The organism is Streptomyces sp. CB02980 (assembly GCF_014451325.2).
Taxonomy (GTDB): domain Bacteria; phylum Actinomycetota; class Actinomycetes; order Streptomycetales; family Streptomycetaceae; genus Streptomyces.
On sequence record NZ_JACSCH020000001.1, the window covers coordinates 262,157 to 288,172 of the forward strand.

Genomic DNA, 26,016 nt, shown 5'->3' on the forward strand with positions numbered 1-26,016 from the left:
CTCAGCGGTCCTGATCGCTGCGGCGTGGCGCCTTGACGCAGGAGCACCACGGCAGTGATCAAGGCGCACCGTATCAGGAGTCCGTGCTACCGGTACGCTCCGCCCACCGCCATCAGACCCGGTCAACAGACTCATGGGCAAAGCGAGTTGATGAACTTCGGGCACCGATTGAATTCGGTCACAGCAGCGCGAGCAACTTCGGTGTGTAGAGGTCACCGATCGTGGCGGTTCCGGCGACCATGTCGAAGTAGATCGAGGTGAGTTCAGGATCCTGTCGGATCGCGCGGAGCAACGCCAGGCGCTGAGGCCGCTGTTCGGCGAGACGGCCCACGGCCAGGGTCGCCTCGTAGCCGGGCAGCAGGGCGGCGTCCCTGTCTCTTCCGTACCGGGCGAGGGCCTCGTCGAGAATGGCCGGATCACCGTCGAGCCGGCCGCCGACGAGCTGGGCCAGCATCTCCGCCTGGAGGAAGGCATCGCTGATGCCGCGCGCGGTGATGGAGTCCTTGTGGTGTCCCGCGTCGCCCACCAGGGCCCACCCCGGCCCCGCCGCCTGCCGGAAGTAGTTCTGCTGGTCGCCGGTGCCGCGGAGGCGCTCCACCTGTGTGGCTCCCTGCAGCCTTTCGTACAGGGCGGGAGCGGTGGCCCGTACCTGCTGGAGGTGGTGGTGCTCCGCGTCGGCGCGGACCTCCTCGAAGCGGGACTGGGGGAAGTAGGTCAGCACCAGGGTGGCCTGGTGGGTTGCGACGGCGGCGACCCAGCGGTCGGGGGCCTCGTAGAGTTCGAGGTCGGCCGGCACGTCCTGCCAGTACGAGTAGTAGGCACACGTCAGTCGGGGGTGCTCGACGGTGACCGGGGCGCCGGTGAGGCCGGCGACGGTGGAGCGCATGCCGTCCGCGCCGATGACCAGTCGCGCGTGCTCACGGAAGGCCTTCCCGGCGTGTGTGCCCTCCACGCCGACGACCCGGCCCGTGGCGTCGTGCAGCAGCCCCGTAACGCGGCAGCCCAGCCGTATCTCGGCGCCGGCCTTGGCCGCGGCTTCGGCCAGGAGGGGGTCCAGGATGTGCCGGCGGGGCGCGTAGGCAGCCCGTTGTCCGTCCACGCCTCGCCCGCAGCCCTCGAGGCGGATGCCGGCGACCTCGTACCCCACGCGCTCCAGAGGGGGGCAGCCGGTGGCCTTCAAGTCGTCCAGCAGGCCCCACCGGGCCAGAGCCGCCACCCCCGGCTGGTGGATGAGGTGCGTGGAGAGGGTGTCGGAGGGAAACGTGGCGCGGTCGAGAACCAGGACACGGTGGCCCGCCCGTGCGAGCTGGAGGGCGGTGGCGGAGCCGGCGACGCGCGCGCCGACGACGATGACGTCGAGCATGTGGGTGCTGCCTCATAGGAATGGTGGGCTGAACCACGTCGATGCCGGCCCCTCCCCCGGGAGGCCGGGCCCGCGCGGTGTCGGTCAGTGGGTAAGGGACAGCTCTTTGAGCAGCGCTCGGTGGTCGATCTTTCCGTTGGCGTTCAGGGGCAGGCTCTCGAGGACCGAGATGCGGCGGGGTCGCATGTAGGGCGGGAGGCGGTCGGTGAGCTCCGCGAACAGCTTCTGCGGATCGCACGCGCCGCCGCTCACCACCGCGTGGAGTTCGGGCGAGCCGTGGACGTCCGGCACCGCGAGTACGTACGCCTCGCGCACACCGTCCAGATCACGCAGTACGGCCTCGACCTCGCCCGGTTCGATGCGGTGACCGCGCACCTTGATCTGGTGGTCGGTTCGGCCGAGGTGCACGAGAGCGCCGTCCAGAACGGTGACGCGGTCTCCGGTGCGGTACCAGTGGTCGACGGTCACCTTGCCCGAGTGGTCCGCCACGTCGCCGTCGTCCCGGTGGTCCGCGTCGTCCCGGTGGTCAGCATCGACCCGGTTGCCCGTGTCGCCCCAGTGGTCCGCGTCATCCCCTGCCCCCGGCGCGGGCGGGTGGAAGCGGCCCTCGTCGTGCGTCGGGTCCAGGTATCCCGGGAACCGCTGCGCCCCGCGGACCGACAGCTCGCCGGTACCGGCGGGAAGCCCGTCCTCGTCCAGGATCCGGTGCTCCAGTCCCGGATGGCAGTGCCCGATCGGTGCGGTGCCGTTGGGCGTGGTGGGCCACGCAGAGGGATCCTCCGGGAGCCGGTAGGCCGTGCAGGAGATGGTGAGCTCGGTCGGCCCGTAGAGCACCTCGATCGCGCTCCGCGGTGCCGCGGTCCGCCAGGCACGGGCAGCGGTGAGCGGGAGGGCCTCACCGCCGAAGACGCTCCACCGGAGGGTGGGCATGCTGTTCGGCTTGAGCGTGCCGAGCCGCTCCGCGAAGGAGATCAGCGAAGGCACCGAGAACCAGTGGGTCAGCCGCAGATTGTTGACCGTCGCCACCGGCGAGAGCAGTTGGGCCGCGCTCGGTACCACCAGCGTCGCACCCGCCGCCCAGGCGACGAAGAGGTCGTGCACGGAGCCGTCGAAGGTGAGGTCGAAGGCCGCCGACATCCGGCTGTCCGCCCCGATCCCGTAGCGGCCGGCCATCGCGGTGAGATAGGCGCAGAGATTCCGGTGGAGTATCGGAACGCCTTTGGGGCTGCCGGTCGATCCGGAGGTGAAGATGATGTAGGCGATGTCGTCCGGGCCCGGTTCGGGGAGGTCCGACGGGGAGGACGGCGGTGGGCCGGGCGCGGTCGTGGGCTCGAGCAGCAGCTCGGTCACGCCCAGCATGACGGCGGCCCCCGGGGTGTCGGTGAGCACGAGTTCGAGGCCGGCCGCGTCGACGATGGACTCGGTGCGGGACGTCGGGTGCTCGGGGTTGAGGGGAACGACGGTCGCGCCGGCCCGCAGTGCGGCGAGATAGCCGACGTAGGCGCTGACGGAGCGGCCGGCCAACAGCCCGACGCGGCGGGGGCCGGATCCGGTGCGCGCGAGGATCCGAGAGGCGTGGCTCTCCGCCAGGGCGCCCAGTTGGCGGTACGTCAGGGACTGTCCGCCCACTTCGAGAGCGACACGCTCGTCGCCGTACCGTTCGACGGATCGGGCGAACCAGCCGTACACGTGCTGCGGGTCGGTCATCGCGCACCGACCTGGAGCGAGTCGGTCCAGAGGCGCAACTCCCCCACGGTGCAGAGCCGTCCCACTTCCTCCGGGTCGATCTCCAGTCCCGTCTGCTGGCTCAGTTCCACGATGAGCTGCAGTCTGGCCAGGGAGTCGATCCCTATGTCGGAGAGGCGCGAGGCGTCGTCGAAGTCGGTACGGGCGTGCTCGCGCAGCAACCAGTCCGCGGCGCTCTCCGCACCGGCGGCCCGATCCTCGCCGGGCCAGTATCTGCGGGTCTGCCACGGGTACCGGGGCAGTGGCACGACCGTCCCGGGTTCGTCGAACAGGGCCTCCCAGTGCACCTCTTCACCGGCCAGGTAGTGCTCGGTGGCGGCGACCAGGGGTGCGGGGACGCCGGTGCGCCCGTGTCCCGGTGCTCTCTCGGCGGCCAGGGCGCCCGCCAGTTCCTCGTGGCTGGCCCCGACAACCGCCAGCCGGTGTACGTGGTGGGTGCGGCGGGCGGTCGCGCTGTAGCAGATGTCGCGCAGGTCGTACGCGGCGCCCCGACCGCCTGCCCCGAGGTAGGTGACATAGGCGGCGGCGAGGTCGAGCAGGGCCTCCGGGGAACGGGCGGAGAGCGCCAGGACGTACGGCGTGTCCGAGGCCGGTTCCAGCGAGGGCCGGCCGAGGGGGCGGTCCGCCTGGCGGAGCACCACATGCGCGTTGAGGGCGGACACGCCCTGGCTCGACACGCCGGCGAGTGCCGGGCGGTCCGATGACGGGAGATCATGAAGGTCGACCGGTATCCGCACCGGCAGCCGCTTCCAGTCCACGTCAGGGGTCGGCTCGTCGACGTGGAGACTGGCCGGTATCCGCCCGTTCCGCAGGCACAACACGGTCTTGATCAGGCCGGCCATGCCGCCGGCTGCCTCCGCGTGGCCGATGTTCGACTTCGCCGATCCCACGAGAAGCGGCCGGTGGTCCGGGCGGCCCTCCCCCAACACCTCTCCCAGGGCTCGCAGTTCCAGCGGGTCGAGCAAGGGGCTGCCGGTGCCGTGGGCCTCTACGTAGTCGACCTCGCTCGGGTCGACGCCCGCGTCCTCGTACGCCCACCGCAGTACGTCAAGTTGCCCCGTGAGCGACGGGTTCAGGAGTTGGTCCGTGGTGCGGCCGTCCGTGCCCACCGCGCTCCCGGCGATGACCGCGTGCACCCGGTCTCCGTCGGCGATGGCGTCCGCCAGTCGCTTGAGGACCACCACTCCGACCCCGTCGCTCGGGGCGTGACCGTCTGCCCGGGCGTCGCCGAACCGGCTGCGCCCGTCCGGCGACAGCGTTCCGGCGTGACCCATCATGATGCCCTCGTCGGGGCGCAGCACCAGGTTCACGCCCGCGGCGAGCGCGAGGGAGCTCTCCCTCACGCGCAGGCTCTGCACGGCACTGTGCACGGCGTACAGGGAAGAGGCGCAGGCCGTGTCGATGAGCATGCTCGGGCCGCGGAAGTCGAAGGCGTACGACACCTGGGCGGGAATGACCGAACGGAAGTTGAGGTACTGCACGGCCGTCATGGCCTGCGGGCCGTGACGGAAGGCGCGCTCGACGAAGTCCGCTCGCGTGGCCCCCACGAACACGCCGGTCCTGGTTCCCGCCAGGCGATCGGGCCTCAGCCCGGCCTCCTCCAGGGCGTCCCAGGCGGTCATCAGCAACAGGCGTTGTTGGGGATCGAGTTCGGCCGCGTCACTGCTGGACATGCCGAAGAACTCGGCGTCGAAGTCCGCCAGGCCGTCCACATATCCGGCGCGGCGGCTTCCTGTGGTGCCGGGCTCGGCCTTCGGTGAGTTCAGGAAGTCGGCGTCGTAGCGATCGGGTGAGGAGTCCGCGGTGGCGTCCGTCCGATTGCACAACAACTGCCAGAATTCGTCGATGTCTCTGGCTCCCGGAAGTCGGCAGGCCATTCCGACCACCGCAACTGAGCGCGCATCCGCGTTCGCTCCGTTCATTCAGAAAACTCCCTCAATGCCTCACCGCAGCACGTACAGTGCGGAGCAGCTTCAATTCAACGGACCGCGCCTGGGCAGTACAGTAGGCGTTGGCCTGCGGTTCTGGGAGTGGGCCAGTCCGGGGACCGACCCGCACTTCGCCAGAGCGACGTTCGCGGGTGGCAGGTGAAGCCCGGGCAGGGCTCCGTCTCTTGCAGGCACCTCGAGAGTGCCCCCACAGGGACGCCCAACCCCCACCAGGCCGGCTGCCCCTGAGTCACTGTGCTCACACGCCTGTCTCCTCGGCCCACGCGCTCCCGCGTCCTAGATCAACCCCGCATGATTGTCATATGCCTTGCCGCCATTCCTCGCCTTTCGTCGATCAGTTGGCGTGAATTGATCGCTACTCGTTGAAACATCTTATTTTTTCAGATATACTGTCAGTTTTCGTACTGCAAGACGTCAAATCAACCAATCATGAGGGACTCGACAGCAGCACACAGCCTCAGCACCGCCAACCGGGCCCAGAAACTGGGTAGGTGACGGGCCACCAGGTCCTGGGATCTGATTTCATGTGATCTCATGGATCCCCAGACAAGTGGCGAGGCCCGGCGGCAGCGCCTGCAGGCCCTTGGCCTCAACTCGGCAGACGCGGAAGCCACCTTCGATCGAGTGGCCAAGGTGGCGGCGACCGTGACCGGAGCGCCCCTGGCCATGGTCAACTTCATCAACGATCAGACGCAGATGTTCCGGGGCATGTACGTCCCCCGGGCCCCTGACGCCTCCCCCGATGAGCTGACGAGCGCCGACGCCGGCATCACGTTCGACCTGAGCAACTCCGCTGCCCGGGAGGCACCTGGCGACTACGGGTTCTGTCCCCACGTCGTCGCGCAGGGAGCTCAACTGGCCCTCGACGACGTGCTCGACTACCCGCGCTTCGCCGGCAACCCCTTGGTCAACGACATGGGCGTGCGCTCCTACCTCGGCACTCCCCTGCGCGACAACACCGGCATGATCCTCGGCACCTTGTGTGTGGCCGACACGTCCCCCCGCACATGGGACCCGCAGACCAAGGAGCTGATGCACGACCTCGCCCAGACGCTCGTGTCGGAGTTCAGGCTCCGGGACAGCCTCCTCGCGCAACAGCAGGAGCTGTTCGCCGTCTTCGACGGGGCTCCCTTCCCCATCATGCTCACCGAAGGCCCCGGCCATCTGATGCGCTACGCCAACGGCCGTCAGGCGGTCGTCTTCGGCATGGGTCGCCAGTACCTGCCCGGTCCGTCGGAACTGCCCGGTCTGCGGAGTGCCGGCGTCTTCGACGCCATGGATTCCGCCTTTCACAGCGGCCAGCCGGTCACGCACCGAGCTTCCCTGCCGACCGCCGACCACGTCGGCTATCAGGAGTTCGACTTCCTCTGCACTCCTGTCAGAACATCCCCCGGGGCGCCGATCAGCGGCATCCTGACTGTCGCCATGAACGCCTCAACGGTCTCCGACCCGCACGCATTCTCCGTCAACGTGCAGCAGCAGTTCGAGCGCCTGGGTGCTGGAGGGGGCTCTGCGCCCTTCCCCGGCCAGCCCGGGTGAGTCCCGACTCTCACACGGGAGCCGATCGAGGCAGCCGCACAGGAACGTTCCGCTAGCGGTACCGGGTGCGGGGCTCCTCGCACCCGGAGCGGGCCTTCCACCGGCTGGTGCGGCCGGACGTCCCTCAACGCTGCAACCTGCTCGGGTGTGAGGTCGCCGCCGCGACACTGCGCGATCTGTCCCGGCGGGACCATCGAGGTGCCCCTGCTCGCCACGGCCTGTTCGCCACGGCCTGTTCGGTCGGCGTGACCATGGCATTGCACCCGTCGGCCGGCGCCCTTCCCTCGTTCACTCCGAGCAGCGGCCGGCGCGCACCGCGTGCGGGGCTGCGGTTGTCGGGCCGCCGGTCTGGGCGGCGAGCTCGGCGTTCCCGGCCGACCGGGGGCACCCTTGAGGTATGGGCACCGCTCCGATCGTCGTCCACCCGCCCTCCCCGACCGGAGGCCGGCGGGTCACCGTGCGGGGCGAGATCCTCGGTCTGGCCCACCGCGACGAGGACGTCGTCGAGTTCCTCCGCCGCGCCGGCCTTCCCGAAGCGGAGGACCTGCTCGACGATCCCGCCTGGGTCACGTGGCGAGGCAGCCGCCCCCACCGGTACGAGGCGGCTTGAGCAGGCCAGCACCCGACGCCGCCCGGCCGCCGCCGCTCTGACGGCGCCGTCCGACGGCGCCGGTCGCTCCAGATCCAGCCGCCCCGGCCGACGGTGCGGGGCCGTGCGTGGTCGATCGCGCCCCTCGCTCCCCGCCGGCCTAGGGACACGTCACCGGGGTACCCGAACGGGCATGGCCGAATCGAATCGATCAGTGCATGGTGGCCGCGCCGACAAGGCCGCGGCACGCGAGGCGCCGGACGGCGAGGCATCAGCGGACGAGGCACCGGCGGACGAGACGCCCGCCCCTGAGGACGTCGGTCCCGGGCCCGGAGTGGAGCGGCGGGCGCCGGGCGATCCGACGGAACTGCCCCGCCGGTCCTGGCTCGCCGTGCTCAAGGGCTCGGTACGGGAGTTCAGGGACGACGAACTGACCGACCGCGCGGCGGCTCTCACGTACTACGGCGTTCTGTCCCTCTTCCCCGCGCTGCTGGTTCTCGTGTCCCTGCTCGGCCTCGCCGGGACGTCGACCACCGAGCAGGTCCTGGACCACGTCCGCGAGCTGACCCCCGGCCCCGCCCGTGACGTCCTCGGCCGTGCAGTGGAGCAGCTGCAGGACCACTCCGCCACGGGCTCGGTCATGGCCGTCGTCGGGGTGGTGGTCGCGCTGTGGTCGGCGTCCGGATACGTGGGAGCGTTCATGCGCGCGGCCAACCAGGTCTACGACATGCCCGAGGGCCGCCCGGTGTGGAAGCTTCTGCCCCTCAGGGTCGGGATGACAGCCGTGCTGGTGGTGCTGGCGGCGTTGAGCGCGCTGATCCTGGTGTTCACCGGGTCCCTGGCGCGCCACGCGGGAGCGGCGCTCGGCTTCGGTGACACGGCACTGACGGTGTGGTCGATCGCGAAGTGGCCCGTCCTGATCGTGCTGGTGTCCTTCGCGATCGCCCTGCTGTACGCATCCAGCCCCAACGCCAAGGTGAAGGGCTGGAGATGGATCACTCCCGGCAGCGTCCTCGCGCTGCTGATGTGGGCGGCCGCCTCCGCCGGGTTCGCGCTCTACGTCGGCGCCGTCGCCTCGTACAACAAGACCTACGGCACCATGGCCGGCGTCATCGTCTTCCTCGTGTGGCTGTGGATCGGCAACCTCGCCCTGCTTCTGGGCCTGGAGTTCGACGCCGAGGCAGTGCGCCAACGGGCTGTGCTCGGCGGGATGCCCCCGGACGAGGAGCCGTACACCGAGCCGCGCGACACCCGCGCCTGGGACGCCCACGACCTGCGCCGGCTCGAAGGTCCTGCGCCCGGTCGGGACGCGCCCGGGCAGGCGCAGCCACCCGGACCGTCGAGGGGCCGGCGCTTCGGCTCGATCCCCGGTCGCATCCGGTTCGCGCCGAGCGACGTGCCGTGATGGCGCTCTCGCGGTTTCCTCGCCCGCGCATTCTTCCCGGTGCACGGGGTACCCGCGTATCCCCCGCTTCGTACTCGACGGCGGCTCCATACGGCACAAGGGCATACGGCAGGAGGCATCGCATGAACCTCGCCGAAGGACGCCGAGCCGACGCCGGCCCTCCGGCAACGGGCTCGCTGCCCCTGCGGTCGCACTCGCCGTTCGCGGCGGAAGCCGCGGCGGACGGGCGGCGGGCCCAGGTCCTGCCGCCGGACCACACCCAGGCCATCCTGGAGGTCACGAAGGAGGTGGCCGGAGTCCTCAAGTCGTCGGGGTGTCCGTTCGCCCTGGTCGGCAGTGTCGCGGTCTACGCCTACGGCATCCCGGTCCGGCTGCAGCACGACACCGACTTCGCCGTGCGGCGCGAGGACGCCGAGAAGGTGACCGGGCTGCTGCGCGAGCGCGGCCTCGAGATCGTCGACCCGCCTGAGGACTGGCTGGTGAAGGCACGCAAGGACGGCGAACACATCGATCTGATCTTCGCCCTGGCCGGCCGGCCCGTCACCGCCGAGCTGCTCGATCGCGCCGCGACTCTGCCCGTGGACTCGGTTCACATGCCGGTCATCGACCCGACCGACCTCATGACCGGGCGACTGGCAGCGCTCTCGGAGCACCACTGCGACTACGGCCCGCTCCTCCCGGTCGCACGGGGGCTGCGTGAGCGCGTCGCCTGGGACCGTGTACGCCGTGACACCGGGGACAGACCGATGGCGGCTGCCTTCCTCCACCTGCTCGAACTGCTCAACGTCATCCCGCCCCACGACGGCCGGGCAGAGGGAGGCCCGTCCTATGAGTGAGCACGCGACGCACGAGCTCGAGTACCGGCTCGCCCGGCTGCGGGACCGGCTGGCCGGCGACGACGTGGCCGAACTCGGTGTACGGGTGGAGCTCCGGGGCGATGCCGTGCTGCTCTCCGGCACCGTGCCCACGGCCGCCCGGCGCGACGAGATCCTGCGGCTGGCTCGGATCGAGCTCGCCGGACTCACCGTGTTCGACGACCTCGCGTCGGCCTCCACGGACGCACCGGAGCGGATGGAGGAGTTGTCGTGAGTCCGGGGCCGACCATCCAGCAGCCGAACGGCGTGGTCCGAGTGGCGGCCGTGGGCGACATCCATCTCAGCCCCGACTGCGCCGGACTGCTGCGCCCCGCCTTCGCGACGCTGCCGGAGTGCGCGGACCTCCTCCTGCTCGCGGGTGACCTGACGCGGCACGGCACCGTCGACGAGGCCGCTGTGGTGGCGGACGAGGTCCGGGACCTGGGCGTCCCGGTGGTGGCCGTGCTGGGCAACCACGACTACCACTCGGACGAGGAGGCCGACATCACGCGGATCCTCGCGGCCGCGGGCGTCAGCGTCCTGGAAGGACAGTCCGTCACGTTCTCCGTGGCCGGTCACACCGTCGGTGTCGCCGGTGCGAAGGGTTTCTGCGGAGGCTTCGCAGGCCGCAGCGCCGGCGCGTTCGGCGAACCGGAGATGAAGGCCTGGGTCCGCACGGCGCACATCGGCGCCGAGCGCCTGTCGACCGCGCTGGAGGAGCTGGCCGCCGGCCGTTGCGCGGTCCGGATCGCGCTGACCCACTTCTCCCCCGTACCGGACACACTGGCGGGCGAGCCCGTGGAGATCTATCCCTTCCTCGGCAGCTATCTGCTCGCCGAGGCCATCGACACGGTGGGCGCCGACCTCGCCGTACACGGTCACGCGCACCTCGGTACGGAACACGGCAGGACGGCGGGCGGGGTACGCGTACGCAACGTCGCCCAACCGGTCATCGACCGCGCGTTCGCGCTGTACCAGCTGCCCGTCCACGACCGTGGTTCCGGCATGTGAGCCCTGCATCGTCGCCCTGCATCGTCGTCTCCGTGCAGCGCGCGGTCGCAGGCCCGTACAACGTCCGTGCAACGCACGGTCGCAGGCCCGTACAACGTCCGTGCAACGCACGGTCGCAAGCCCGTACAACGTCCGTGCAGCGTGCGGTCGCAGGCCGTCCGTGGCACCCGTCGCGCACCGTGGCGGCGGCCAAGTCCTCGACCACCGCGGCGAACTGCCCGGGCGCATGCCGGGAGCCTCGATTACCGAGCGTTCCGAGCGGATCGGCCGTTCCGGCGCGTCGGCGGCGCCGCGGCCACGGTTTCGCGCCGCGGTGTGCGGGCAGCCGCGTCTTGTGCGCCCGGGACCGGCAGGAGATGTACGCGGACCTCGTCAGGCCCCGATCGCCGTCCGAAGGCACAGTCGAACGAGGAGGACAACGTGAGCACCGACAGCAGGCTGGACCAGGACGTCGTCGCGGTGATCCTCGAAGACCACCGCGCCATGGAGGACCTCTTCCGCCGCATGCGGAGCATCGAGGCCGACCGCGCCGCCGCTCTGAAGGAGTTCTCGGCCCTGCTCATCGCGCACGGCGAGGCCGAGGAGGCCGAGGTCTACGGCGCGCTCAAGCGCTTCCGGGGCGTCGACGACGAGGAGGTGGAGCACGGAACGGAGGAGCACGCCGAGGGGAACAAGGCGCTTCTGGCCCTGCTCGAGGTCGAGGACGTGGGCTCCGAGGAGTGGGACGAGCGGCTGGAGGAGCTGGTGGAGGCGGTCTCCCACCACGTGGACGAGGAGGAACGGACGATCCTCAACGGCGCCAGGGAGAACGTGCCCGACGAGCGCAGGGCCGAGTTGGGCGTCGCGTTCCAGAAGGAGCGCGCGAAGCAGCTGGCCTCGGAGTGCGGAAGTCCGGAGAACGTACGCAAGATCGTCGACGGGTGAGGTGGTCCACCACGCCGTCAGGCCGGCCGGTATGCCATCACGCCGCCCGGCCCCCCCACGCCGTCAGGCCGGTCCGGTCCCCTCATACCGTCACTCCGCCCGGGCCCGCCGGTCGCCGCCCGGTCCCGTACCTCGTCACGCCGCCCGGTCCCGCCGGTGCCGCCGCCTCTCCTTGCCCGTCCGGAATCCTCTCCCCGTTCCCGTTCTCAGGAGAGGCCGGCACGCACCAACGCGGCAGCGAACCTCGGCAGATCCTCGGCAGGGACGAGACGGGCGAGGCCCGCCGGCGTCCTGGGGAGCCCGAGCCTGGCGGCGGTCTCGCGGGCGCGGCTGTCGAAGGCGGGGCGCAGTTCCGGCCACACGCCCTGGGCCTCGCGGCAGAAGATGTCCGCTCCGACCGGGCCGATCCGCGGGACTTCCTGGAGGAGCTCGCGGATCCGGTCCGGGTTCCCGTCGGCGGCGTCGCGCAGCCGGCGCAGGTCTCCGCGGTACCGGTCCAGGAGCAGCTCCGCACCTGCCCCCAGGGCGGTGGCCGTGCTCTCGTCGTAGCGCCGGTAGTGGGCTCGGCCGAGGGCGTCCACCCGGTCTTGCCAGGACGCGGCGGACATCGCCCGGGGCGTGCCCATACCGGCCGCGTGGAGTTCCCGGGCGGCGGCCACCGCGATGCCGGCCTTGATTCGCACCGAGAAGAGCACGCACAGGGTCAGGAGCCGGTACAGAGGGGCGGGAGTGTTCCTCAGCCGGATGCCCGCCTCCACGGCGTGGGTGCGCCCGTGCTCGTCCAGCAGGTCTCGGACGGTGGTGCGCTGTGTCATGACGGGCCCTTCCTCCCTCACGCCTCCGTCCGGCCTCCCTCACGCCTCCCTCACGCCTCCGTCCGGCCGCCCTCAGGCCTCCTCCGTCGGGCCTCTGTCAGGGGCCGGTTCACGGGGTCAGCGTGGTGAGACGTCTACGCGCCTTGGTGAGCGAGCGGGGTCTCGGCGGGTCGTGCCAGGGGTTCTCTTCGAGGCGCCGGCCGACGGTGGCGAGGGTCCATCGCCGCATCCGGTCACGACGAACGGCGAAGCTGCTCCCGTACCCAAGCAGGATCGGGGTTGACGTGGGGCCGGCCCGCCACGACGACGGTCGGCACCGTCTCATTGCCGTCGTTGGCCGCCCTCACCACCGCGGCACCCGCCGGATCACGCCAGATGTCCACCCAGTGCATCCGCCGGGCGCTGCGCCCCAACCGGATGCGCAGGCGCAGGCAGAACACGCAGCCCGGCCTCCAGAAGACGACCGGCCGGCCGTCTTCCGCGCTGCGACGCTGCGCCTCCAATGCGCCGATCGACTTCGGGAAGATCAGAGGGGAGTTCGTCACGGCGAGCAGCAGGAACACCACGAGCAGTGCCGCCGCCTCGCCGGGGCGCTCCTTGCGGATGAGTCCGGTCGCGACGGCCGAACCGCAGAGCACGAGCAGTATCGGCAAAGCCCACATACGCATCATGAAGCGCAGGCTATCGACCGGCCGGGACGCACGTTCGGAGCGATCCGCTCTCCTGACGCGTCCAGGCCAATCTTCCCGCCTGCGACGCCCGTACGCTCGGAGAAGGCACGGGCATCCGGTCTTCGGGACCTGGCACGCCGGCACTGGTGCCGGTCCCGTTGCCTGGCCTGGCCTGGCCTGGCCAGAAGGCGCACCGTGAGTCGGGAACCGTCCTCGGGAGCGGGTCAGCGCCGTGCGAGCTGTCGCTCGCCGTTGGCGCCGGGCCGGTATGCCAGACCGTAGTGGTGGAACACCGCAGGCTCCTCCTCCGCGGGAAGGACGTCGTCCGTGCCCATCGCGGGACAGTCCTTCACGAGCGCCTTCCCGTACGCGACCCGAACGTAGCCGGGCCCCACGACTGCACCGTCGAGCGGGACGAAGACCAGCCGGCGGCGGGTCGGCAACCCCACCTCCACGGTCGCCATGGCGGGCTCGTCCGTACTCGTGTCCACGTATATCGCTTCGAGAGCGCCGATCTTGTGGCCGTCGGGATCGACCACGTCCTGCGTGCGCCACTCACGGATGTCGGCTGGCTGAATCATCAGGAGCGTCCCCCGTCCGAACACGGAGCCGGATTTCTTGCGGCTGCGGATACCTCCCACACTGCTCCCGGCCACCCGCGCTCACCACCCGGCGGGCGGGCGGCTGCCGGCGGAGCTCCACGGCGTCCGCTGCGAAACGGCCCGGGTCGAGGGCGTAAGGATGCGGCCACAGTTCGGAGTCGTGGTCGTGCCGTCGGCGCCGGGCGCGGCACGGGCGCCTGGGCTCGGCCAGGTCCCAGGCTCGATCCGGCTCAGTCGGACACGGCGGGGCCGAGGACGAAGAGCCCCATCGCCCCCGTGGACTCCAGCAGGCGCACCATCTGGTGACTCGGCACCGCGAGCCTGAGGTGATGACCGGACTCCGCCGCCTCTTGCCGTGCGGCCAGCAACGCGTTGAGCCCCGAGGAGTCGCAGAACGACGAGTTCTGCAGGTCGACGATGATGTCAGCGCCTCGTGGCGCTTCGGCGACGGCCGCCATGAGCGAAGCACGAAGCTCTTCCGCGTGGTCGAGGTCCATGTCGCCGCGTACCCACACCACATGAGGGGCACCTGCGGCGATCGGGGTATCCGGTGTGTGCTCCTTGCTGACAGGCATGGCACGCCTCCTCGCACAACTGAGCGATTGCCCCTCGCGCGGCGTTTCATGCCTGTCCCCGCCCGGCGCGGTGCCCGAGGAGGATGCGATCACGACCGGCGTCTGCCTAGCCTGAAGGCACCCCAGGCAGGTCCCAGAGGCGTAGGGAGATCGCGTGGCGGCCTTCGAGGGTGTTCTTGCCGATCTACTGGCCCGCTCCCATCTGCTGTCCGGGCGCGAGCTCGCGTCCGTGGTGTACGACGCGGGCCGCAGCATGGGGCTGACGGGCAGCGCCATGTACGTCACCGATCTGCAGCAGATCCGCCTCATCGCCCTGCCGCTGCCCTTGGCGGTGGATCAGCAGACGCTGGACATCGACACGTCGCTGGCGGGTCTGGCGTACCGGACGCAGGCGGTGCAGCGGTCGCGGGACGGCGCCACCGCCTGGGTGCCGATGATCGACGGGGCCGAGCGTCTCGGCGTACTGAAGGTCACCGCACCCTCCCTCGACACCGCCCTGCTCAGCGGCTGCGAGGCCCTGGCGGGCATGGCCGCCCTCCTCCTGGTGTCGAAGTCGTCCCACAGTGATCTGCTGGTCGAATCGGAGCGGTGGCGGGCGATGACGGTGCAGGCCGAGCTCTTGTGGGCGTTCCTGCCGCCGCGGACGATCGGCACGGCGCAGGCGACCTCCTCGGCGGTGCTGGAGCCCGCGTACGACATCGGCGGTGACACCTTCGACCACTCCCTGGACGACAACGGGCTGCACCTGACCGTCCTCGATTCCATGGGGCACGACCTCGCCTCCGGCGGGGCCAGTGCCGCCGGGCTCGCCGCCTGCCGCGCGACGCGCCGCTCCGGCGGCTCCCTGACCGACATCGTCACCTCGATCGACCGGATCCTGGCCGACTGGTTCACCGACCGGCTGATGACGGCCGTCGTCGCCCATGTGGACACCGCCGGCGGTGTGCTCACCTGGGTCAATTGCGGGCACCCCGCGCCGCTGCTGATCCGCGCCGGCAAGGTCGTGCGCAACGCGCTGGAACGCGAGCCGGATGTACCGCTCGGCTGGGGCTTTCTCGTCGCGTCGCCGCCCACCGAGCACCGGCAGCGCCTCCAGCCCGGCGACCGGATCCTCATGTACAGCGACGGCGTCACCGAAGCGCGCTCCCCCGACGGTGACCTCTTCGGCGAACAGCGACTGGCCGACACGGTCATCCGTGCCACCGCAGCCGGCGACTCGGCCCCCGAGGCCCTGCGACGCCTGGTGCAGCGCCTGCGGCACCACCAGGACCACAAGCTGCGCGACGACGCCACGATCCTGTTGATCGAGTGGCACCCGACGGCCTCGGGAGCGTCGGCACACCGCGGATGAGGGACGGTGATGTCGTCTTCGGGGTGCGGCCTTGTGTTTTCGACTTCGTCACCTTCATCAGCTTCGCCACCTTCATTGCCTTCGTCACCTTCGTCACCGAACCGGCCGTGCCGCCCGTCCCGCGGCTCGCCGCGCGCCGTATGCCGCACGCGGCACGCCGCCCGGCGCTCCCGACGGAGCGCGCCGTCGCCCGGCCGCCTACCCGGAGACGGGCGAGGGCTCCGGCAGGAAGTGGACGTCGTAGCGTTCCTGGTGCTTCAGGAGGCCGTCGAAGGGCTCCCGGCCGTACTGGATGCGCCCCAGGGTCCGGAAGTACTCGAAGCGGTCGACGCCGGGGGTCAGGACGGACAGCAGATCCGCGGTCGCATCGGGGACGGCGCCGAAGGAGTGCGGCACTCCGGGCGGGACCGAGACGAGACCGCCGGCGGTGACGGTCGTCGTGCGGCCGGCCACGTCGAACCACATGGCTCCCTCCAGCACGTGGAACAGCTCGGTCGACCGTGCGTGGTAGTGGGGGCGGGCGCCGGTGGCGCCCCGGCCGAGGGTGAGGCGGTTCGCCCCCAGCGCGCCACCGGTGGCCCACGCGTCCGCCAGCAGGACGAAGCCTCCGCCGTGGGGAAGGGGGATCCGCTCGGCCTCTTCCGCGTGCACGATCAACGCCTCTCTGTTCTCGCCCATGTCCGTTTCTCCTCGTCTCCCGGTCGTTGCGGTGGAACCCATTCGAGCCCGGGAAGCAGCCGTGAACCACCGGCGGTTACCGAAGGGAGAATTCACTGTTCGTGACGAATCATCAGGGAGGGGCAAGGGGTGAGGGCGGCATGGAACTGAGACAGCTGCGCTACTTCGTGACCGTTGCGGAGGAGGGCGGCTTCGGCCGGGCCGCCGAGCGGCTCAGCATCGTGCCGTCGGCGGTGAGTCAGCAGATCGCCAGGCTGGAGCGCGCTTGGGGCGTGGTGCTCTTCGATCGCACGACCCGGCGCGTGCGGCTCTCCGCGGCGGGCGAACGGATGCTGCCGGAGGCGCGCGCCGTGCTCGCCGCCGCCGACCGCACGGCGCGCGTGGCCGCCGACATCGCGGCGGGCGACGACGGCATCCTGCGGCTCGGCATCGTCCACGGCCCCGGCGAGCGGCTCAACCGCGTCCTGGCCGGGCTCGCCGCCGGGGCTCCCCTGCTCCAGGTACGGCTGCGGAGCCTGCCTGTGGCCGACCGGCTGGCTGCGGTACGCGCAGGAGAGCTGGACGCGGCGCTGGTACGGGCTGTGGGGTCGGCCCCCGGACTGGCGCTGCTGCCGCTGTGGCGGGACCCGCTCCACGTGGCCGTACCCGCGAGCCATCCGCTGGCGGCCGAACCCGTGCTCCGGCTGGACCAGTTGGCCTCCCTGCCGCTGCGGCTCGCCCCGCGCGAGGACAACGCCCCCTTCCACGACCTGATCACCGGTGCGTGCCGTGCCGCCGGGGCGGTGCCGCCTCCCGGTCCGCCCTTCACCGGCCTTCAGGCGACGCTCACCGCGATCGGTTCGGCCCCGACGGCTTCGTGGACCGTCTTCTACGAGGTCCGGGGACTGCCACCGGTCCCCCGGGTGGCGCTGCGCCCGCTCGCCGGGCTCGACGTCACGACGTTCCTGGCCGCGCGTCCGGGTCCGCCCGGTCCGGCCCTGCGTCATCTGTTGCGGGCACTCCATGACGAGGAGTCGGACGGGAGACGGCGCGAGGTGCAGGGCACGGATCGGCCCAGAGTTCCTCTTCCAGGAGGAGTCCGTCGGCCGGCCGGCTGATGGTCCGGCACCAGCGCGCGAGGACGAGGAACTCCAGCAGTTGGGCGTCCTCGTAGAGGGCGCGAGCAGTTCGTCGACCGCGTCGAGGAGCGCCGTGTGCCGCGGCGACCACAGGCCGGCGGCGATCTCCGGTGCCAGGTCGGCGGTCGCCCGTGCCGGATCGGCGGCCGGTGCCGGGTCGGCGGTCGGTGCCGGGTCGGCGGTCGCCCGTAGTCGCTCCGGGCCGAGCCCGGCCTGCCGGGCGAGAGTCGCGGGTCCGGAGCGGAGCCCCTCGACAGCGCGCTCCGGGATCGCGTCCCCGCCACGGCGTCAGCGGGACGAGTCGCCCGGGCGCCGCTGCCACCAGCGGGGGCGGGTGCGAGGGCGGACGATACGCCCCAGCCGCCGGCCGACGAGCATGTAGCCGAGGAGCGCGCCCGTCGTGTTGAGGAGGACGTCGTCGATATCGAAGGCGCGTCCCGTGACGAGCGCGCCCTGCACCAGTTCCACGAGCAGCATCGTGACCGCGGTGATGAGCGCGACCCGAAGGAATCCACGTGCCTTGAGGGACAGGAGCGGCAGCAGGATCCCGAAGGGAACACCGAGGGCGATGTTTCCCCCGAGCTGCTTGACGGTGTCGACGAAGCCGGGCTGGTTGAGGTAGTTCTCGATCGACCGACCCGGTGTCAGATTGCTGTGGGTGAGGGGTACGGACGCCGGCGAGGCCTCCAGGGTGAGTCTGGCCAGGACCACGGCGAACGCCACCATGCCCGCGAGGGCCGTCAGGGTGACCAGCACCCGCACGAACCGCCCCGGGCCTCGCCGAACCGGGGCCGCTGCCTTCGCGTTCGCCTTCGCGTTCGCGTCCGCCTTCGCGTCCGCATCCGTCTTCGCCTTCGCCTTCGCCTTCGCCTTCGACGCTCGCGTCCCCAGATCTGCCCCACCCGTCCCCGTACCGGCCGGTTCCGCACCTCCCCCTCCGGTCTCGGCCGGCTTGGCACCGCCCCCGGCTCTCCCGCCCGGCCCGGCCCCGGCCGACTTCGTCTCGACGGGTGCCGCCGTCTTGCCTCCCGTCGCTCCGGCCCGTCTCCGCGACACTCTCCAATCAGTCATGTGCCTCCTCCTCCTTTGAACCACCGCGTGCGAACAGACCCCGCGTACCCGCGACGAGGTGGCGGCATGCGGTGCGGTTCATCAGGTTCCGCACGCCTGTCACGCCTTCCTCAGGAGCATCAACCCGTCGCAATCTGAACGGAGTTGGGAATGGGAGGCGTCGACGCGGGCACCAGGCGACCATGGGAGAAGACACCGAGAACAGGCCCTCGCCGCCCCACCGGACCTGGAGGCGATCCGGAGGGAAGTGGCGTCTCGTCACCGGCGCTCTGCTCGTGCTCGCCGTCGCCCTCATGATGATCGGCCAGTTCCTCAGGCTCCCCGGTCTGGACGTCTTCGGGACGGAGGTGAAGGACCGTTCCGGTCCCGCCGTCCTGCAGTCCGTCCAGGACCTGAGCCGGTACGAGGGCGCGGCAGGGACCTACCAGGTTGTCGTCGACCTGGAGCGCGACGCGCGGTTCCTGCCGGACACGGTCCGCGGAACCCGCATCCTCTACGTGGCGAACGGCAGCGTCGGCGCCTACGTCGATCTTGGCCCCCTCGGGAACGACGCCGTGACCGTCGACGCGGACCGGACCGAGGCCACCCTGCGCCTGCCACACGCCAGGCTGGCCGCTCCCGCGCTTGATCCCGAGCGCTCGTACGCCGTGTCCAAGCAGCGCGGCCTGCTCGACCGGCTGGGCGATCTCTTCTCGGACAACCCATCGAGCGAGCAGGCTGTCAACGTCCTCGCCGCCCAGCGGATCAGCAACGCCGCCCGCGAGTCCGGCCTGACGTCGCGGGCGGAGCGGAACACGACCGAGATGCTTCAGAAACTCCTGCGCGGCCTCGGCTTCGATCGGGTGACGGTCACCTACGCCTGAGCGGACTTCGCGCGGGCCGAGGCCCCGCCGTCTGCGCCGATCGGCGCAGGCGGCGGGGCCTCGGCCGTACTCCCCGCGCGCCGCACCGGTTCGACGGGGGCGGCGCGCAGGTGGTCGGCCGGATCGCGCGAGCAGCGGCACGAAGTCGCCGGAGTCAGCGGCTCCGCCACAGGGCGGGCCGCCCGTCCGCCGTGACCCTCTCCGACCAGGCGGTCGACACCCGCTCGATCCGGACGCCCTTCCCGGACCGGTGACCGACCCGGGGGCGCGCGAGGCCGGCCTCCACTCCGCGCGCGAGACCGGCTTCGGCTCGTACGGGCGTGGAATCAGGTTCCGCTCGTGTCATGCGCGCGGACCCACAGGGGCAGGGCGAACCAGCAGAGCAGGTACCAGACGAGGACGCCGGAGACCAGCCAGGGCACGTACGGGTCGTGCGTAGCCACCCTCAGGATGAGGAACAACGCGGCCGTCAGCGTCGCGAGAAGGAGCAGGATGCCGGTGAACGTGAGCCGGGAGGCCCAGACGACGGCCTGGGGCTTGACCCGCCGTCCGGACACGATCCGGTGGACGGAGACGGGACCGATCAGTGCGCCCGTCGCCAGCGATCCGAGCACAACGGTGACGAGGTAGATCGTCTTGTCGGTCTGCTCCAGGTCGTGGAAGAGCGGAGTGAACACCACCGTCAGGAGGAAGCCGAGAAGGATCTGAACGCCGGTCTGGGCGACTCGTATCTCCTGGAGAAGCTCCTGCCAGCGTCGGTCCGCGCGCTCCTCCTCGGTCTCGCCCCGCCCGTCCGCACCGGTGCCCGACTCCCCTGCGTTCCCTCCGCGCAGCAACTCGCCCTGCTCACCGTGCTCGCCGTGCCCGTCCTGCCCGCCCTGCCCGCCCTGCCCGTCCTTCTCACCGTGCTCGCCCTCGTCCTTCGGCGTGGAAACACCGTTTCGCTCGTCCATGACGATCTCCTCCTCAGGAGTGTGGAGCAGGGGCGGCCCCACGCCCCTGGACCCCGCTCCTCCGTGGCATGAGCGCCCGGCGCGGAGAGCGGTCCAACGCGCCCGGGCGCCGCCGCGCCTCGGGGCGCGTCAGGACACCCCGACCTCAGGCGCTGGGGGGATCCGTGGATCGTGCGGCGTGAGTGCGTCCCATCGCTCCGCATCCGTGTGCCCCGTCGACAGGACCCCATGCACGCCGCCGGCCACGTGGGCGGGAGCTCAGGGGAGCGATGTCGGTTGCACGGTCAGGGGCGGCGGTACTGCGGCCCGGAGCACTCAGGGGAGGAACGTCACTGCCGGGAAGGCTGGGGACGGCCCGTCGAGCAGGTGCCCCCGACGGTGGCGCAGGTGCTCATCGAAGAACGCGAGCGGGTACGCCTGTTGGATCTTCACCGCCTGGTCGGGATCGAGGGTGCCGATCACGTCCTGGAGCTGCTGCCCGCTCCAGCCCAACAGCTGTGCCACCTGCGGGAACAGTGCCTCGTTGTCGCCGTACGAGATGTGGACGGCGCCCTGGGCCTGGATGTTCAGCCGCCGACCCCGCAGGTGCGACCAGAACGCGGCGGCCTCGGGAGTCGTGGCGCGGGTGAACTCGGCGGTCATCATCATGAACGGCCGGTCCAGATCGCCGGTCAGTGGCGGGTTCATCTGCATCGGGCCGTCGAGGCTCAGCCCGGCGCGGATGCGCGTGTCCGCGAGCGTGGCGCAGGCGGTGGCCGTCCCGCCCTTCGACCAGCCGAACGCGCCGATGCGTCGCGGGTCGAGGGAACCGAGGAGCCCGGCCGGCAACTCCCTGCGGTCGACATCGGGATTGCACCCGGCGGCGAGCTGCTCGACGCAGTCGAGGACGAAGCGCACGTCGGCGGCGAAGTCCCCGGGCAACGTCGGGGCCCGCCTGTCGCGGAGCGGTACGGCGACCCGGCCGTCGGGGAACTCGGTGTACGTGTCGTACTGGTGAGCCACCGTCACAGCCGCGTATCCGTGGCTTGCGAGCTCCTGGACCACGGCGGTGTGGTCGCCCTGGTGGCTGTGCGCGCCGTGCGAGAACACGACGACGGGCAGCCGTCGGCCCGACCGCCGTACCGGAGCGCCCACGTGGCCGGCGGTGAGCGGCCCCAGCGGGGCCAGCTCGCTGAACCCTGCGTCGGCGAGAAACGCCTGAAATGCGCCGACCGGCATCCAGGGCGCCACCGGGTACCGCTCGACGTTCCGGGCGGGGTACCAGACGGTGGCCATCAGCTCGCGGAAGTGCCCGGGGCCCGCGATGCCGTCCGGACGTGACCGGTCGACGAGGTGCAGCTGGACTGTGCCCACCGGATGCGGTCCGGTCGGCACGGGCAGCATGAGCCGCGTCGCGGCGGGGGCGACCGCGGCCTCGCCGGCCCACGCGGGGCCGACAGCGGTGGCGAGCGGCACCGCGGCACCGGCGGCCAGCGCGGCTCCCAGCATGCTGCGGCGCGTCATGCCCTTCCGGCTGATGAACGGCGTGGTGGTCATGGGTCCCTCCCGTGGTGACGGATCGTCAACCGTGCCGCGACGACAGTCCGTGGGCACAGGGGAACGCTGTCACGCGCCCTCCCGCGCGGCATCCGCCCACGGTTCAATCACGTCGCGAGGGCATTGACCCACGGGTTTACGCCCTGAGGCTGATGCGGTCGCCGGTCTCGCGGTGACCTGCTCGGCCGAAGTCCCCACCAAGGCAGGGAGTTCCGCGCCGCCACGCCGGCGGCGAAGCTGCTCAAGCGTGCCTGGCAGATGCTGTCTGCCGGCCAAGGAGCGAAGAACCACCGCTTCTACGGCTGTGCCGCCATCTACCCCGCCGACCCCGGCACGTTGCGTGGGCGGTGATCGAACCGCTGCTGCCGCCGGTGGGTCGGGCTCGTGGCGGGTGGCGGGTGGCGGGTGGCGGGACCACCGTCAGGTACTTGAGGGCATCGTGTTCAAGTTCCGCACCGGGCTGCCCTGGAGGGACCTGCCCGAGCGGTTCGACCCCTGGCAGACCGTCCACGGACGATTCGCCCGCTGGGCCGCCGACGGCACCTTCGACCGCCTTCTTGCCGCGGCCGGGTCCGGGAAGGCCCAGGACCCGGCCCGATCGCGTGGTCGGGGACAAGGGCTACTCGGCCCGCGCCTTCCGCGCCTACCTCCGCCGGCGAGGGATCAGGGCCACGATCCCCGAACGCGTCGCCCAGCTCGCGGGACGCAAGCGGCGTCGTGAACGGCCCGACCGCACCTTCGCCTCCGACGAGTTCGGACCGCTCGGCATCCGCCCCACCGCCGACTCCTGCTGGGCCGAGCGCGGCCGCCCCGACCGGCTGCCGGCCACGTTCCACCGAACCCATGGCATCACCTACTTCCACGGCTGCTACTCCGTCGGCGACGACCAGATGTGGGGGATCAACCGCCGACGGAAAGGCATCGACCACACCTGGGCGGCCTTGAGGACGATCCGGGCGGCCCGTCCAGACGTCGCCCCGATCTACGTGATCCTCGACAACCTCTCCGTCCACACGAACTGGCGGATGAAACGGTGGGCGGTCGTCCAGACCCGGGCCCTGCACGCCTACCTGCGCTGCCGGAACAAGAACGCCCGCCACCCCGACGTCCTCGCCGCCCAACGGCGCGAACGCGCCCGCGCTCGCAGCGTGACGGCTTCGCCGGCCACATCACTCACGGGACACTCACCGTCGCCCAGGCCCGGAACAGCGTGAGGGCCTCGGTCAGGTTGCCGGGTCCACACGCGATATGAAACTCCCTCCCGGCCGTCCAGGCCATCACCCAGTCGTGCTCACCCCGAGTGATCCGCTGTTGGGGATACTCCCGGTCCGCCAAGTCCGTCTCCTCAAGATCAATCTTGACGGCCCAGCCCGGGTTGTCGAGCGTATCGATCTTCACGCCCCATTCGTGTTCCCAGTCGCCATCGCACTGTGAGGCGTACCAGCTCTGCAACCAGTCAAGGACATGCTCGGATTCGGACATGGACGCAGATGCTAAGCGAATTGCGCGTGGACCGACCAACCCGGCAAACCTTCCCGGTCACGGACTAGGCACAGATGCGCTTGAAGGCACTCGCACCCGGCCGGGCACGGAACTTCACCTCATGGCCGGCATCGTCGGTGAAGACGGCCTCCGTCTCGGACTTCAAGGTCATCGTGCCGCGCTGGGTGGGGTTGTCCCACCCGTCGGGCGGGCTTCCCGAGCCATTGGAGAGCGGGGTCTCCGCTTCGAAATACGTCGATCCGATACGGGCTTCGTCGATTCCGCAATGCGTGTACAGGTCGAAGGGAATCGTCCGGACGGACGGTGTGGCCGGGACGGCGTCTGCGCCCTCGTCGGCCTGGGCACAGCCCGTGAGCACCCCGGCAGCCAGCGTGAGGGCGAGGATGATCTGTCCAGCTCTCTCAGTCATGGCCTTTCGACGCTCAGGCCAAGTCGGCGGTTCCGCACCTCACGGCTGCGAGCCACGCGGAGGGTGTCGTGCAACGACACCCATCGGGTCGGCCGGCCCGATGGCCGACGCCGCCATCAAGCCCGGTCCCGGGTCTGCCACTACCGGCGGCAGGCCGCTCAACAACAATCAAGATCACGATCCACGGCTGGAGTAGCTGGAGTACCAGCCCGCAGTCGCATCGACCGGTCGAAAACTGCCCTTGGTCACAGCCAGGTGGTGGCCAGCCAGGTGTTCACGGCCGCAGTGGCGATGAGCCCGACGTTGAGTGCGATCTGGCGGTCTTCGCCGGTCAGGTGGACGGCGATCGCACCGAACTGCAGGAGTACGAACCCGATGGCCGCCGCCAGAGCCAGCCAGGGCGCGATGCCGGTCAGGGGCGGCAGGATCAGCCCGATCGCGCCGAGTACTTCGACCGTCCCCAGCGCCCTGACGGCAGGCAGGGGGATGCGATCGACCCAGGCCATCATCGGGCGGAGTTTCTCTCGGCTACGGAGAAGCTTCGCCGCGCCTGCGTAGAGGTAGAAGAGGGCGAGCAGTCCGGCGACGATCCAATACGCGATGTTCATGATTCCCCTCCACGGTCACCGGTGGCAGGTGACCGTCGATTCCTCGGGCCGCACTTGGAGAGGGCCCGAGCTTTTGGTCTGAGTGATCCGGAAATGGAAACGTGGGAACGCCCCGGCTGCGCCGGTCAGTTGACGGGCGGCCGGGCGGTGTGATGCCGCCGGCTTCAGGTGAGATCGGTGGCGGGCTCGGTCGCGTAGCGACTCATCGCCTGAGCGCTGACCTGTGGCGTCAGTGGCCGGCCTTCGGCGATCACGTTCTGGAGGTCTCGGAAGTACTGCACGTACAGGGCGGGGGTGAACGTACTGAGCATGACGGCGGGTTGGTCGGTGATGTTGGCGAACGTGTGTGGGGCGCCGGGCGGGACCATCACGAGCGTGCCCGTGGTGGCGTCGTAGTCCTTGTCCCCGACGGTGAACCGCACTGTGCCGGAGACGATGTAGAAGCCCTCGTCGTGCTGGGAGTGGCGGTGCTGGGGCGGCCCGGGGGTGTGCGGGGCGAGGACGGACTCGGCGATGCCGAGGCGGTGCCCGGTATGGCTGCCGTCTTCGAGGACGCGCATGTGCGTGGTGCCGAGCACGATCACTTCGCCGTCGCCGGGACCGATCACCGATACGGCGGGGTCGGCCTGCGGTGCGACGGTCTTCGCTTCTTCGGTCATGTAGCGAGTGCACCGCCAGGGCCCTTCGACTGTCCAAGACCCATTCCACAACGTGGATACCGCTTGGGTATCGTCGCAGCGTGGAGCTACGTACCCTGCGCTACTTCGTGGCGGTCGCCGAGGAACTTCACTTCGGCCGGGCCGCCACTCGACTGCACATGAGCCAGCCGCCGCTGAGCCGGGCGATCAAGCAGCTGGAGACCGAGGTCGGGGCTCTGCTGTTCGCCCGCTCGCCTGTCGGCGTCACGCTCACCCCGGTGGGCGCAGTGCTGCTCGACGAGGCGCGGGCCCTGCTCGACCAGGCCGACCGCGTACGCGTGCGCATGAGCGCGGCGGCCGGCGTCGCCACCATCACCGTCGGCATCCTGGGCGACAGCACCGACCCGGGAGCGACCAGGCTGGCCGCCGCCTACCGTCGAAACCACCCCGGCATCGACATCCGCATCCGCGACACCGACCTGACCGACCCGACGTGCGGGCTGCGCGCTGGACTGGTCGACGTGGCCCTGACCCGGGCGCCGTTCGACGAGACCGCTCTGACGGTGCGTGAGCTGCGTGCCGATCCGGTGGGCGTGGTCCTGCGCGCCGACGATCCGCTGGCCGGCCGCGGCCGACTGCAGCTGGCCGACCTGGGCGACCGCCGCTGGTTCCAGTTCCCGACGGGAGCCGACCCGATCTGGCAGTCGTACTGGAACGGCGGCGAGCCACGCGAGGGGCCAGTGGTGCGCGTCGTCCAGGAATGCCTGCAGGCCGTGCTGTGGAACGGCACGGTCGGCCTGACCCCGCTCGGGCACGACCTGCCCGCTGAGCTGGCCGTGGTCCCGCTGATCGACATGCCGCCAAGCCGAGTGGTCGTGGTGTGGAACGAGGGTGACACCAACCCGTTGATCCGATCGTTCATCGAGATCGCGACAGCCGCGTACCGCCACCGCCCCTGAATACCTGGCAGGAGGTCCTGCCGCCCAGCTCGTGAACAATTCGAACACGGCAGTCCTCGGGACCGCCTCCCGACTCGGCCTGATGGCACGCCGAATGTCATTGTGAGCGGCCTTGCGCGCAATGTGTCCGCATGGCGCCGTCCCGGACACAAACGTCCGCGCTTGACCAGGACCACGCCGGCCAGGCCAGTGTCCGTGGAATCCGTCTTCCCCGACCTGCTCCTCCCATCGGGGCAGGACAGGACCACACGACTGCACCCCAGGCCGGGGCGGCCCACGCCCCATG

General features: G+C 70.8%; 26 protein-coding genes and 1 pseudogene. 12 read left to right on the plus strand and 15 right to left on the minus strand.

Features of this window, described 5'->3' with window-relative positions:
• Positions 1-178 precede the first annotated feature (178 nt).
• From E0F75_RS01300 to E0F75_RS01310, 3 genes are all read right to left on the minus strand, one after another.
• Positions 179-1,363 carry an NAD(P)/FAD-dependent oxidoreductase gene (locus E0F75_RS01300; protein WP_187620543.1) on the minus strand — a complete coding sequence of 395 codons (1,185 nt, stop codon included), beginning with the start codon at positions 1,361-1,363 and terminating at the stop codon, positions 179-181.
• Positions 1,364-1,447: 84 nt separating this feature from the next.
• Positions 1,448-3,070 carry an amino acid adenylation domain-containing protein gene (locus E0F75_RS01305; protein ID WP_187620544.1) on the minus strand — a complete coding sequence of 541 codons (1,623 nt, stop codon included), beginning with the start codon at positions 3,068-3,070 and terminating at the stop codon, positions 1,448-1,450.
• Positions 3,067-5,031 carry a beta-ketoacyl synthase N-terminal-like domain-containing protein gene (locus E0F75_RS01310; protein WP_187620545.1) on the minus strand — a complete coding sequence of 655 codons (1,965 nt, stop codon included), beginning with the start codon at positions 5,029-5,031 and terminating at the stop codon, positions 3,067-3,069. Before E0F75_RS01310 ends, E0F75_RS01305 begins: the two co-directional genes overlap by 4 nt.
• A 561-nt stretch (positions 5,032-5,592) precedes the next feature.
• On the opposite strand from E0F75_RS01310, the gene E0F75_RS01315 reads away from it, so the two are divergent.
• The 7 genes from E0F75_RS01315 (at position 5,593) to E0F75_RS01345 (ending at position 11,380) form a co-directional block, all read left to right on the plus strand.
• Entirely contained in the window at positions 5,593-6,597 is a 1,005-nt protein-coding gene (locus tag E0F75_RS01315; RefSeq protein ID WP_187620546.1) for a GAF domain-containing protein, read from the plus strand.
• A 397-nt stretch (positions 6,598-6,994) separates the two neighbouring features.
• Positions 6,995-7,207: a hypothetical protein gene (locus tag E0F75_RS01320; protein WP_055598567.1), complete on the plus strand. Its 213-nt coding sequence runs from the start codon at positions 6,995-6,997 to the stop codon at positions 7,205-7,207.
• 172 nt (positions 7,208-7,379) lie between these two features.
• Complete coding sequence (locus E0F75_RS01325) at positions 7,380-8,591, plus strand: YihY/virulence factor BrkB family protein (protein ID WP_187620547.1); 1,212 nt, start codon at positions 7,380-7,382, stop codon at positions 8,589-8,591.
• Positions 8,592-8,713: 122 nt separating this feature from the next.
• Entirely contained in the window at positions 8,714-9,427 is a 714-nt protein-coding gene (locus tag E0F75_RS01330) for a nucleotidyltransferase family protein (protein ID WP_187620548.1), read from the plus strand.
• Entirely contained in the window at positions 9,420-9,680 is a 261-nt protein-coding gene (locus E0F75_RS01335; protein WP_187620549.1) for a BON domain-containing protein, read from the plus strand. Before E0F75_RS01330 ends, E0F75_RS01335 begins: the two co-directional genes overlap by 8 nt.
• 32 nt (positions 9,681-9,712) lie before the next feature.
• Positions 9,713-10,456, plus strand: coding sequence for a metallophosphoesterase (locus E0F75_RS01340; protein WP_187620993.1), 744 nt, complete (start codon positions 9,713-9,715; stop codon positions 10,454-10,456).
• Positions 10,457-10,876: 420 nt separating this feature from the next.
• Positions 10,877-11,380, plus strand: a complete 504-nt coding sequence (locus tag E0F75_RS01345; protein WP_187620550.1) for a hemerythrin domain-containing protein — start codon at positions 10,877-10,879, stop codon at positions 11,378-11,380.
• Positions 11,381-11,586: 206 nt separating this feature from the next.
• Here the strand turns inward: E0F75_RS01345 and E0F75_RS01350 are convergent, their stop codons facing one another.
• The 4 genes from E0F75_RS01350 to E0F75_RS01365 form a co-directional block, all read right to left on the minus strand.
• Complete coding sequence (locus E0F75_RS01350; protein WP_187620551.1) at positions 11,587-12,195, minus strand: endonuclease; 609 nt, start codon at positions 12,193-12,195, stop codon at positions 11,587-11,589.
• 233 nt (positions 12,196-12,428) lie between these two features.
• On the minus strand, positions 12,429-12,866 hold the full coding sequence (locus E0F75_RS01355) for a glutaredoxin domain-containing protein (protein WP_187620552.1): 438 nt from the start codon (positions 12,864-12,866) through the stop codon (positions 12,429-12,431).
• Between the two features lie 224 nt (positions 12,867-13,090).
• On the minus strand, positions 13,091-13,447 hold the full coding sequence (locus E0F75_RS01360) for a PRC-barrel domain-containing protein (protein WP_187620553.1): 357 nt from the start codon (positions 13,445-13,447) through the stop codon (positions 13,091-13,093).
• Positions 13,448-13,698: 251 nt separating this feature from the next.
• Entirely contained in the window at positions 13,699-14,043 is a 345-nt protein-coding gene (locus tag E0F75_RS01365) for an STAS domain-containing protein (RefSeq protein WP_187620554.1), read from the minus strand.
• Between the two features lie 154 nt (positions 14,044-14,197).
• On the opposite strand from E0F75_RS01365, the gene E0F75_RS01370 reads away from it, so the two are divergent.
• On the plus strand, positions 14,198-15,394 hold the full coding sequence (locus E0F75_RS01370) for a PP2C family protein-serine/threonine phosphatase (protein WP_229312418.1): 1,197 nt from the start codon (positions 14,198-14,200) through the stop codon (positions 15,392-15,394).
• A 198-nt stretch (positions 15,395-15,592) separates the two neighbouring features.
• Here E0F75_RS01370 and E0F75_RS01375 read toward each other — a convergent pair whose 3' ends face one another.
• Positions 15,593-16,072 (minus strand): cupin domain-containing protein, encoded by a 480-nt coding sequence (locus E0F75_RS01375; RefSeq protein ID WP_229312419.1) that lies wholly within the window; start codon positions 16,070-16,072, stop codon positions 15,593-15,595.
• Positions 16,073-16,212: 140 nt separating this feature from the next.
• On the opposite strand from E0F75_RS01375, the gene E0F75_RS01380 reads away from it, so the two are divergent.
• Positions 16,213-17,169, plus strand: a complete 957-nt coding sequence (locus E0F75_RS01380; RefSeq protein ID WP_187620556.1) for a LysR family transcriptional regulator — start codon at positions 16,213-16,215, stop codon at positions 17,167-17,169.
• Between the two features lie 309 nt (positions 17,170-17,478).
• Here the strand turns inward: E0F75_RS01380 and E0F75_RS01385 are convergent, their stop codons facing one another.
• Complete coding sequence (locus tag E0F75_RS01385; RefSeq protein ID WP_229312420.1) at positions 17,479-18,261, minus strand: VanZ family protein; 783 nt, start codon at positions 18,259-18,261, stop codon at positions 17,479-17,481.
• 182 nt (positions 18,262-18,443) lie between these two features.
• On the opposite strand from E0F75_RS01385, the gene E0F75_RS01390 reads away from it, so the two are divergent.
• The gene (locus tag E0F75_RS01390) at positions 18,444-19,124 is read left to right on the plus strand and encodes a DUF4230 domain-containing protein (protein WP_187620557.1); all 681 of its coding nucleotides are present in this window, start codon (positions 18,444-18,446) and stop codon (positions 19,122-19,124) included.
• A 326-nt stretch (positions 19,125-19,450) separates the two neighbouring features.
• On the opposite strand, the gene E0F75_RS01395 is transcribed toward E0F75_RS01390, so the two are convergent.
• Positions 19,451-20,077: a DUF6328 family protein gene (locus tag E0F75_RS01395; RefSeq protein ID WP_308189531.1), complete on the minus strand. Its 627-nt coding sequence runs from the start codon at positions 20,075-20,077 to the stop codon at positions 19,451-19,453.
• A 315-nt stretch (positions 20,078-20,392) separates the two neighbouring features.
• Positions 20,393-21,613, minus strand: a complete 1,221-nt coding sequence (locus E0F75_RS01400; protein WP_187620558.1) for an acetylhydrolase — start codon at positions 21,611-21,613, stop codon at positions 20,393-20,395.
• Positions 21,614-21,915: 302 nt separating this feature from the next.
• On the opposite strand from E0F75_RS01400, the pseudogene E0F75_RS01405 reads away from it, so the two are divergent.
• Positions 21,916-22,362 (plus strand): annotated as a pseudogene (locus tag E0F75_RS01405) (transposase); the annotation flags it as partial.
• Between the two features lie 424 nt (positions 22,363-22,786).
• On the opposite strand, the gene E0F75_RS01415 reads toward E0F75_RS01405, so the two are convergent.
• From E0F75_RS01415 to E0F75_RS01430, 4 genes are all read right to left on the minus strand, one after another.
• Entirely contained in the window at positions 22,787-23,095 is a 309-nt protein-coding gene (locus E0F75_RS01415; protein ID WP_187620560.1) for an immunity 53 family protein, read from the minus strand.
• Between the two features lie 64 nt (positions 23,096-23,159).
• Positions 23,160-23,525 carry a hypothetical protein gene (locus tag E0F75_RS01420; protein WP_187620561.1) on the minus strand — a complete coding sequence of 122 codons (366 nt, stop codon included), beginning with the start codon at positions 23,523-23,525 and terminating at the stop codon, positions 23,160-23,162.
• A gap of 245 nt (positions 23,526-23,770) precedes the next feature.
• Positions 23,771-24,133: a DoxX family protein gene (locus tag E0F75_RS01425; protein ID WP_187620562.1), complete on the minus strand. Its 363-nt coding sequence runs from the start codon at positions 24,131-24,133 to the stop codon at positions 23,771-23,773.
• A gap of 164 nt (positions 24,134-24,297) precedes the next feature.
• On the minus strand, positions 24,298-24,792 hold the full coding sequence (locus E0F75_RS01430; protein WP_187620563.1) for a cupin domain-containing protein: 495 nt from the start codon (positions 24,790-24,792) through the stop codon (positions 24,298-24,300).
• An 80-nt stretch (positions 24,793-24,872) separates the two neighbouring features.
• Between E0F75_RS01430 and E0F75_RS01435 the strand changes: the two genes are divergently transcribed.
• Positions 24,873-25,730: a LysR family transcriptional regulator gene (locus tag E0F75_RS01435; RefSeq protein ID WP_229312421.1), complete on the plus strand. Its 858-nt coding sequence runs from the start codon at positions 24,873-24,875 to the stop codon at positions 25,728-25,730.
• The last annotated feature ends 286 nt before the right edge of the window (positions 25,731-26,016 follow it).

What these genes read in the sequence shown, in the direction of transcription:
- E0F75_RS01300 (WP_187620543.1), bottom strand. Translation starts at nt 1,363, where the DNA reads ATGCTCGACGTCATCGTCGTCGGCGCGCGCGTCGCCGGCTCCGCCACC.
- E0F75_RS01305 (WP_187620544.1), bottom strand. Translation starts at nt 3,070, where the DNA reads ATGACCGACCCGCAGCACGTGTACGGCTGGTTCGCCCGATCCGTCGAA.
- E0F75_RS01310 (WP_187620545.1), bottom strand. Translation starts at nt 5,031, where the DNA reads ATGAACGGAGCGAACGCGGATGCGCGCTCAGTTGCGGTGGTCGGAATG.
- E0F75_RS01315 (WP_187620546.1), top strand. Translation starts at nt 5,593, where the DNA reads ATGGATCCCCAGACAAGTGGCGAGGCCCGGCGGCAGCGCCTGCAGGCC.
- E0F75_RS01320 (WP_055598567.1), top strand. Translation starts at nt 6,995, where the DNA reads ATGGGCACCGCTCCGATCGTCGTCCACCCGCCCTCCCCGACCGGAGGC.
- E0F75_RS01325 (WP_187620547.1), top strand. Translation starts at nt 7,380, where the DNA reads ATGGCCGAATCGAATCGATCAGTGCATGGTGGCCGCGCCGACAAGGCC.
- E0F75_RS01330 (WP_187620548.1), top strand. Translation starts at nt 8,714, where the DNA reads ATGAACCTCGCCGAAGGACGCCGAGCCGACGCCGGCCCTCCGGCAACG.
- E0F75_RS01335 (WP_187620549.1), top strand. Translation starts at nt 9,420, where the DNA reads ATGAGTGAGCACGCGACGCACGAGCTCGAGTACCGGCTCGCCCGGCTG.
- E0F75_RS01350 (WP_187620551.1), bottom strand. Translation starts at nt 12,195, where the DNA reads ATGACACAGCGCACCACCGTCCGAGACCTGCTGGACGAGCACGGGCGC.
- E0F75_RS01355 (WP_187620552.1), bottom strand. Translation starts at nt 12,866, where the DNA reads ATGATGCGTATGTGGGCTTTGCCGATACTGCTCGTGCTCTGCGGTTCG.
- E0F75_RS01360 (WP_187620553.1), bottom strand. Translation starts at nt 13,447, where the DNA reads ATGATTCAGCCAGCCGACATCCGTGAGTGGCGCACGCAGGACGTGGTC.
- E0F75_RS01365 (WP_187620554.1), bottom strand. Translation starts at nt 14,043, where the DNA reads ATGCCTGTCAGCAAGGAGCACACACCGGATACCCCGATCGCCGCAGGT.
- E0F75_RS01375 (WP_229312419.1), bottom strand. Translation starts at nt 16,072, where the DNA reads ATGGGCGAGAACAGAGAGGCGTTGATCGTGCACGCGGAAGAGGCCGAG.
- E0F75_RS01380 (WP_187620556.1), top strand. Translation starts at nt 16,213, where the DNA reads ATGGAACTGAGACAGCTGCGCTACTTCGTGACCGTTGCGGAGGAGGGC.
- E0F75_RS01385 (WP_229312420.1), bottom strand. Translation starts at nt 18,261, where the DNA reads ATGACTGATTGGAGAGTGTCGCGGAGACGGGCCGGAGCGACGGGAGGC.
- E0F75_RS01390 (WP_187620557.1), top strand. Translation starts at nt 18,444, where the DNA reads ATGGGAGAAGACACCGAGAACAGGCCCTCGCCGCCCCACCGGACCTGG.
- E0F75_RS01395 (WP_308189531.1), bottom strand. Translation starts at nt 20,077, where the DNA reads ATGGACGAGCGAAACGGTGTTTCCACGCCGAAGGACGAGGGCGAGCAC.
- E0F75_RS01400 (WP_187620558.1), bottom strand. Translation starts at nt 21,613, where the DNA reads ATGACCACCACGCCGTTCATCAGCCGGAAGGGCATGACGCGCCGCAGC.
- E0F75_RS01415 (WP_187620560.1), bottom strand. Translation starts at nt 23,095, where the DNA reads ATGTCCGAATCCGAGCATGTCCTTGACTGGTTGCAGAGCTGGTACGCC.
- E0F75_RS01420 (WP_187620561.1), bottom strand. Translation starts at nt 23,525, where the DNA reads ATGACTGAGAGAGCTGGACAGATCATCCTCGCCCTCACGCTGGCTGCC.
- E0F75_RS01425 (WP_187620562.1), bottom strand. Translation starts at nt 24,133, where the DNA reads ATGAACATCGCGTATTGGATCGTCGCCGGACTGCTCGCCCTCTTCTAC.
- E0F75_RS01430 (WP_187620563.1), bottom strand. Translation starts at nt 24,792, where the DNA reads ATGACCGAAGAAGCGAAGACCGTCGCACCGCAGGCCGACCCCGCCGTA.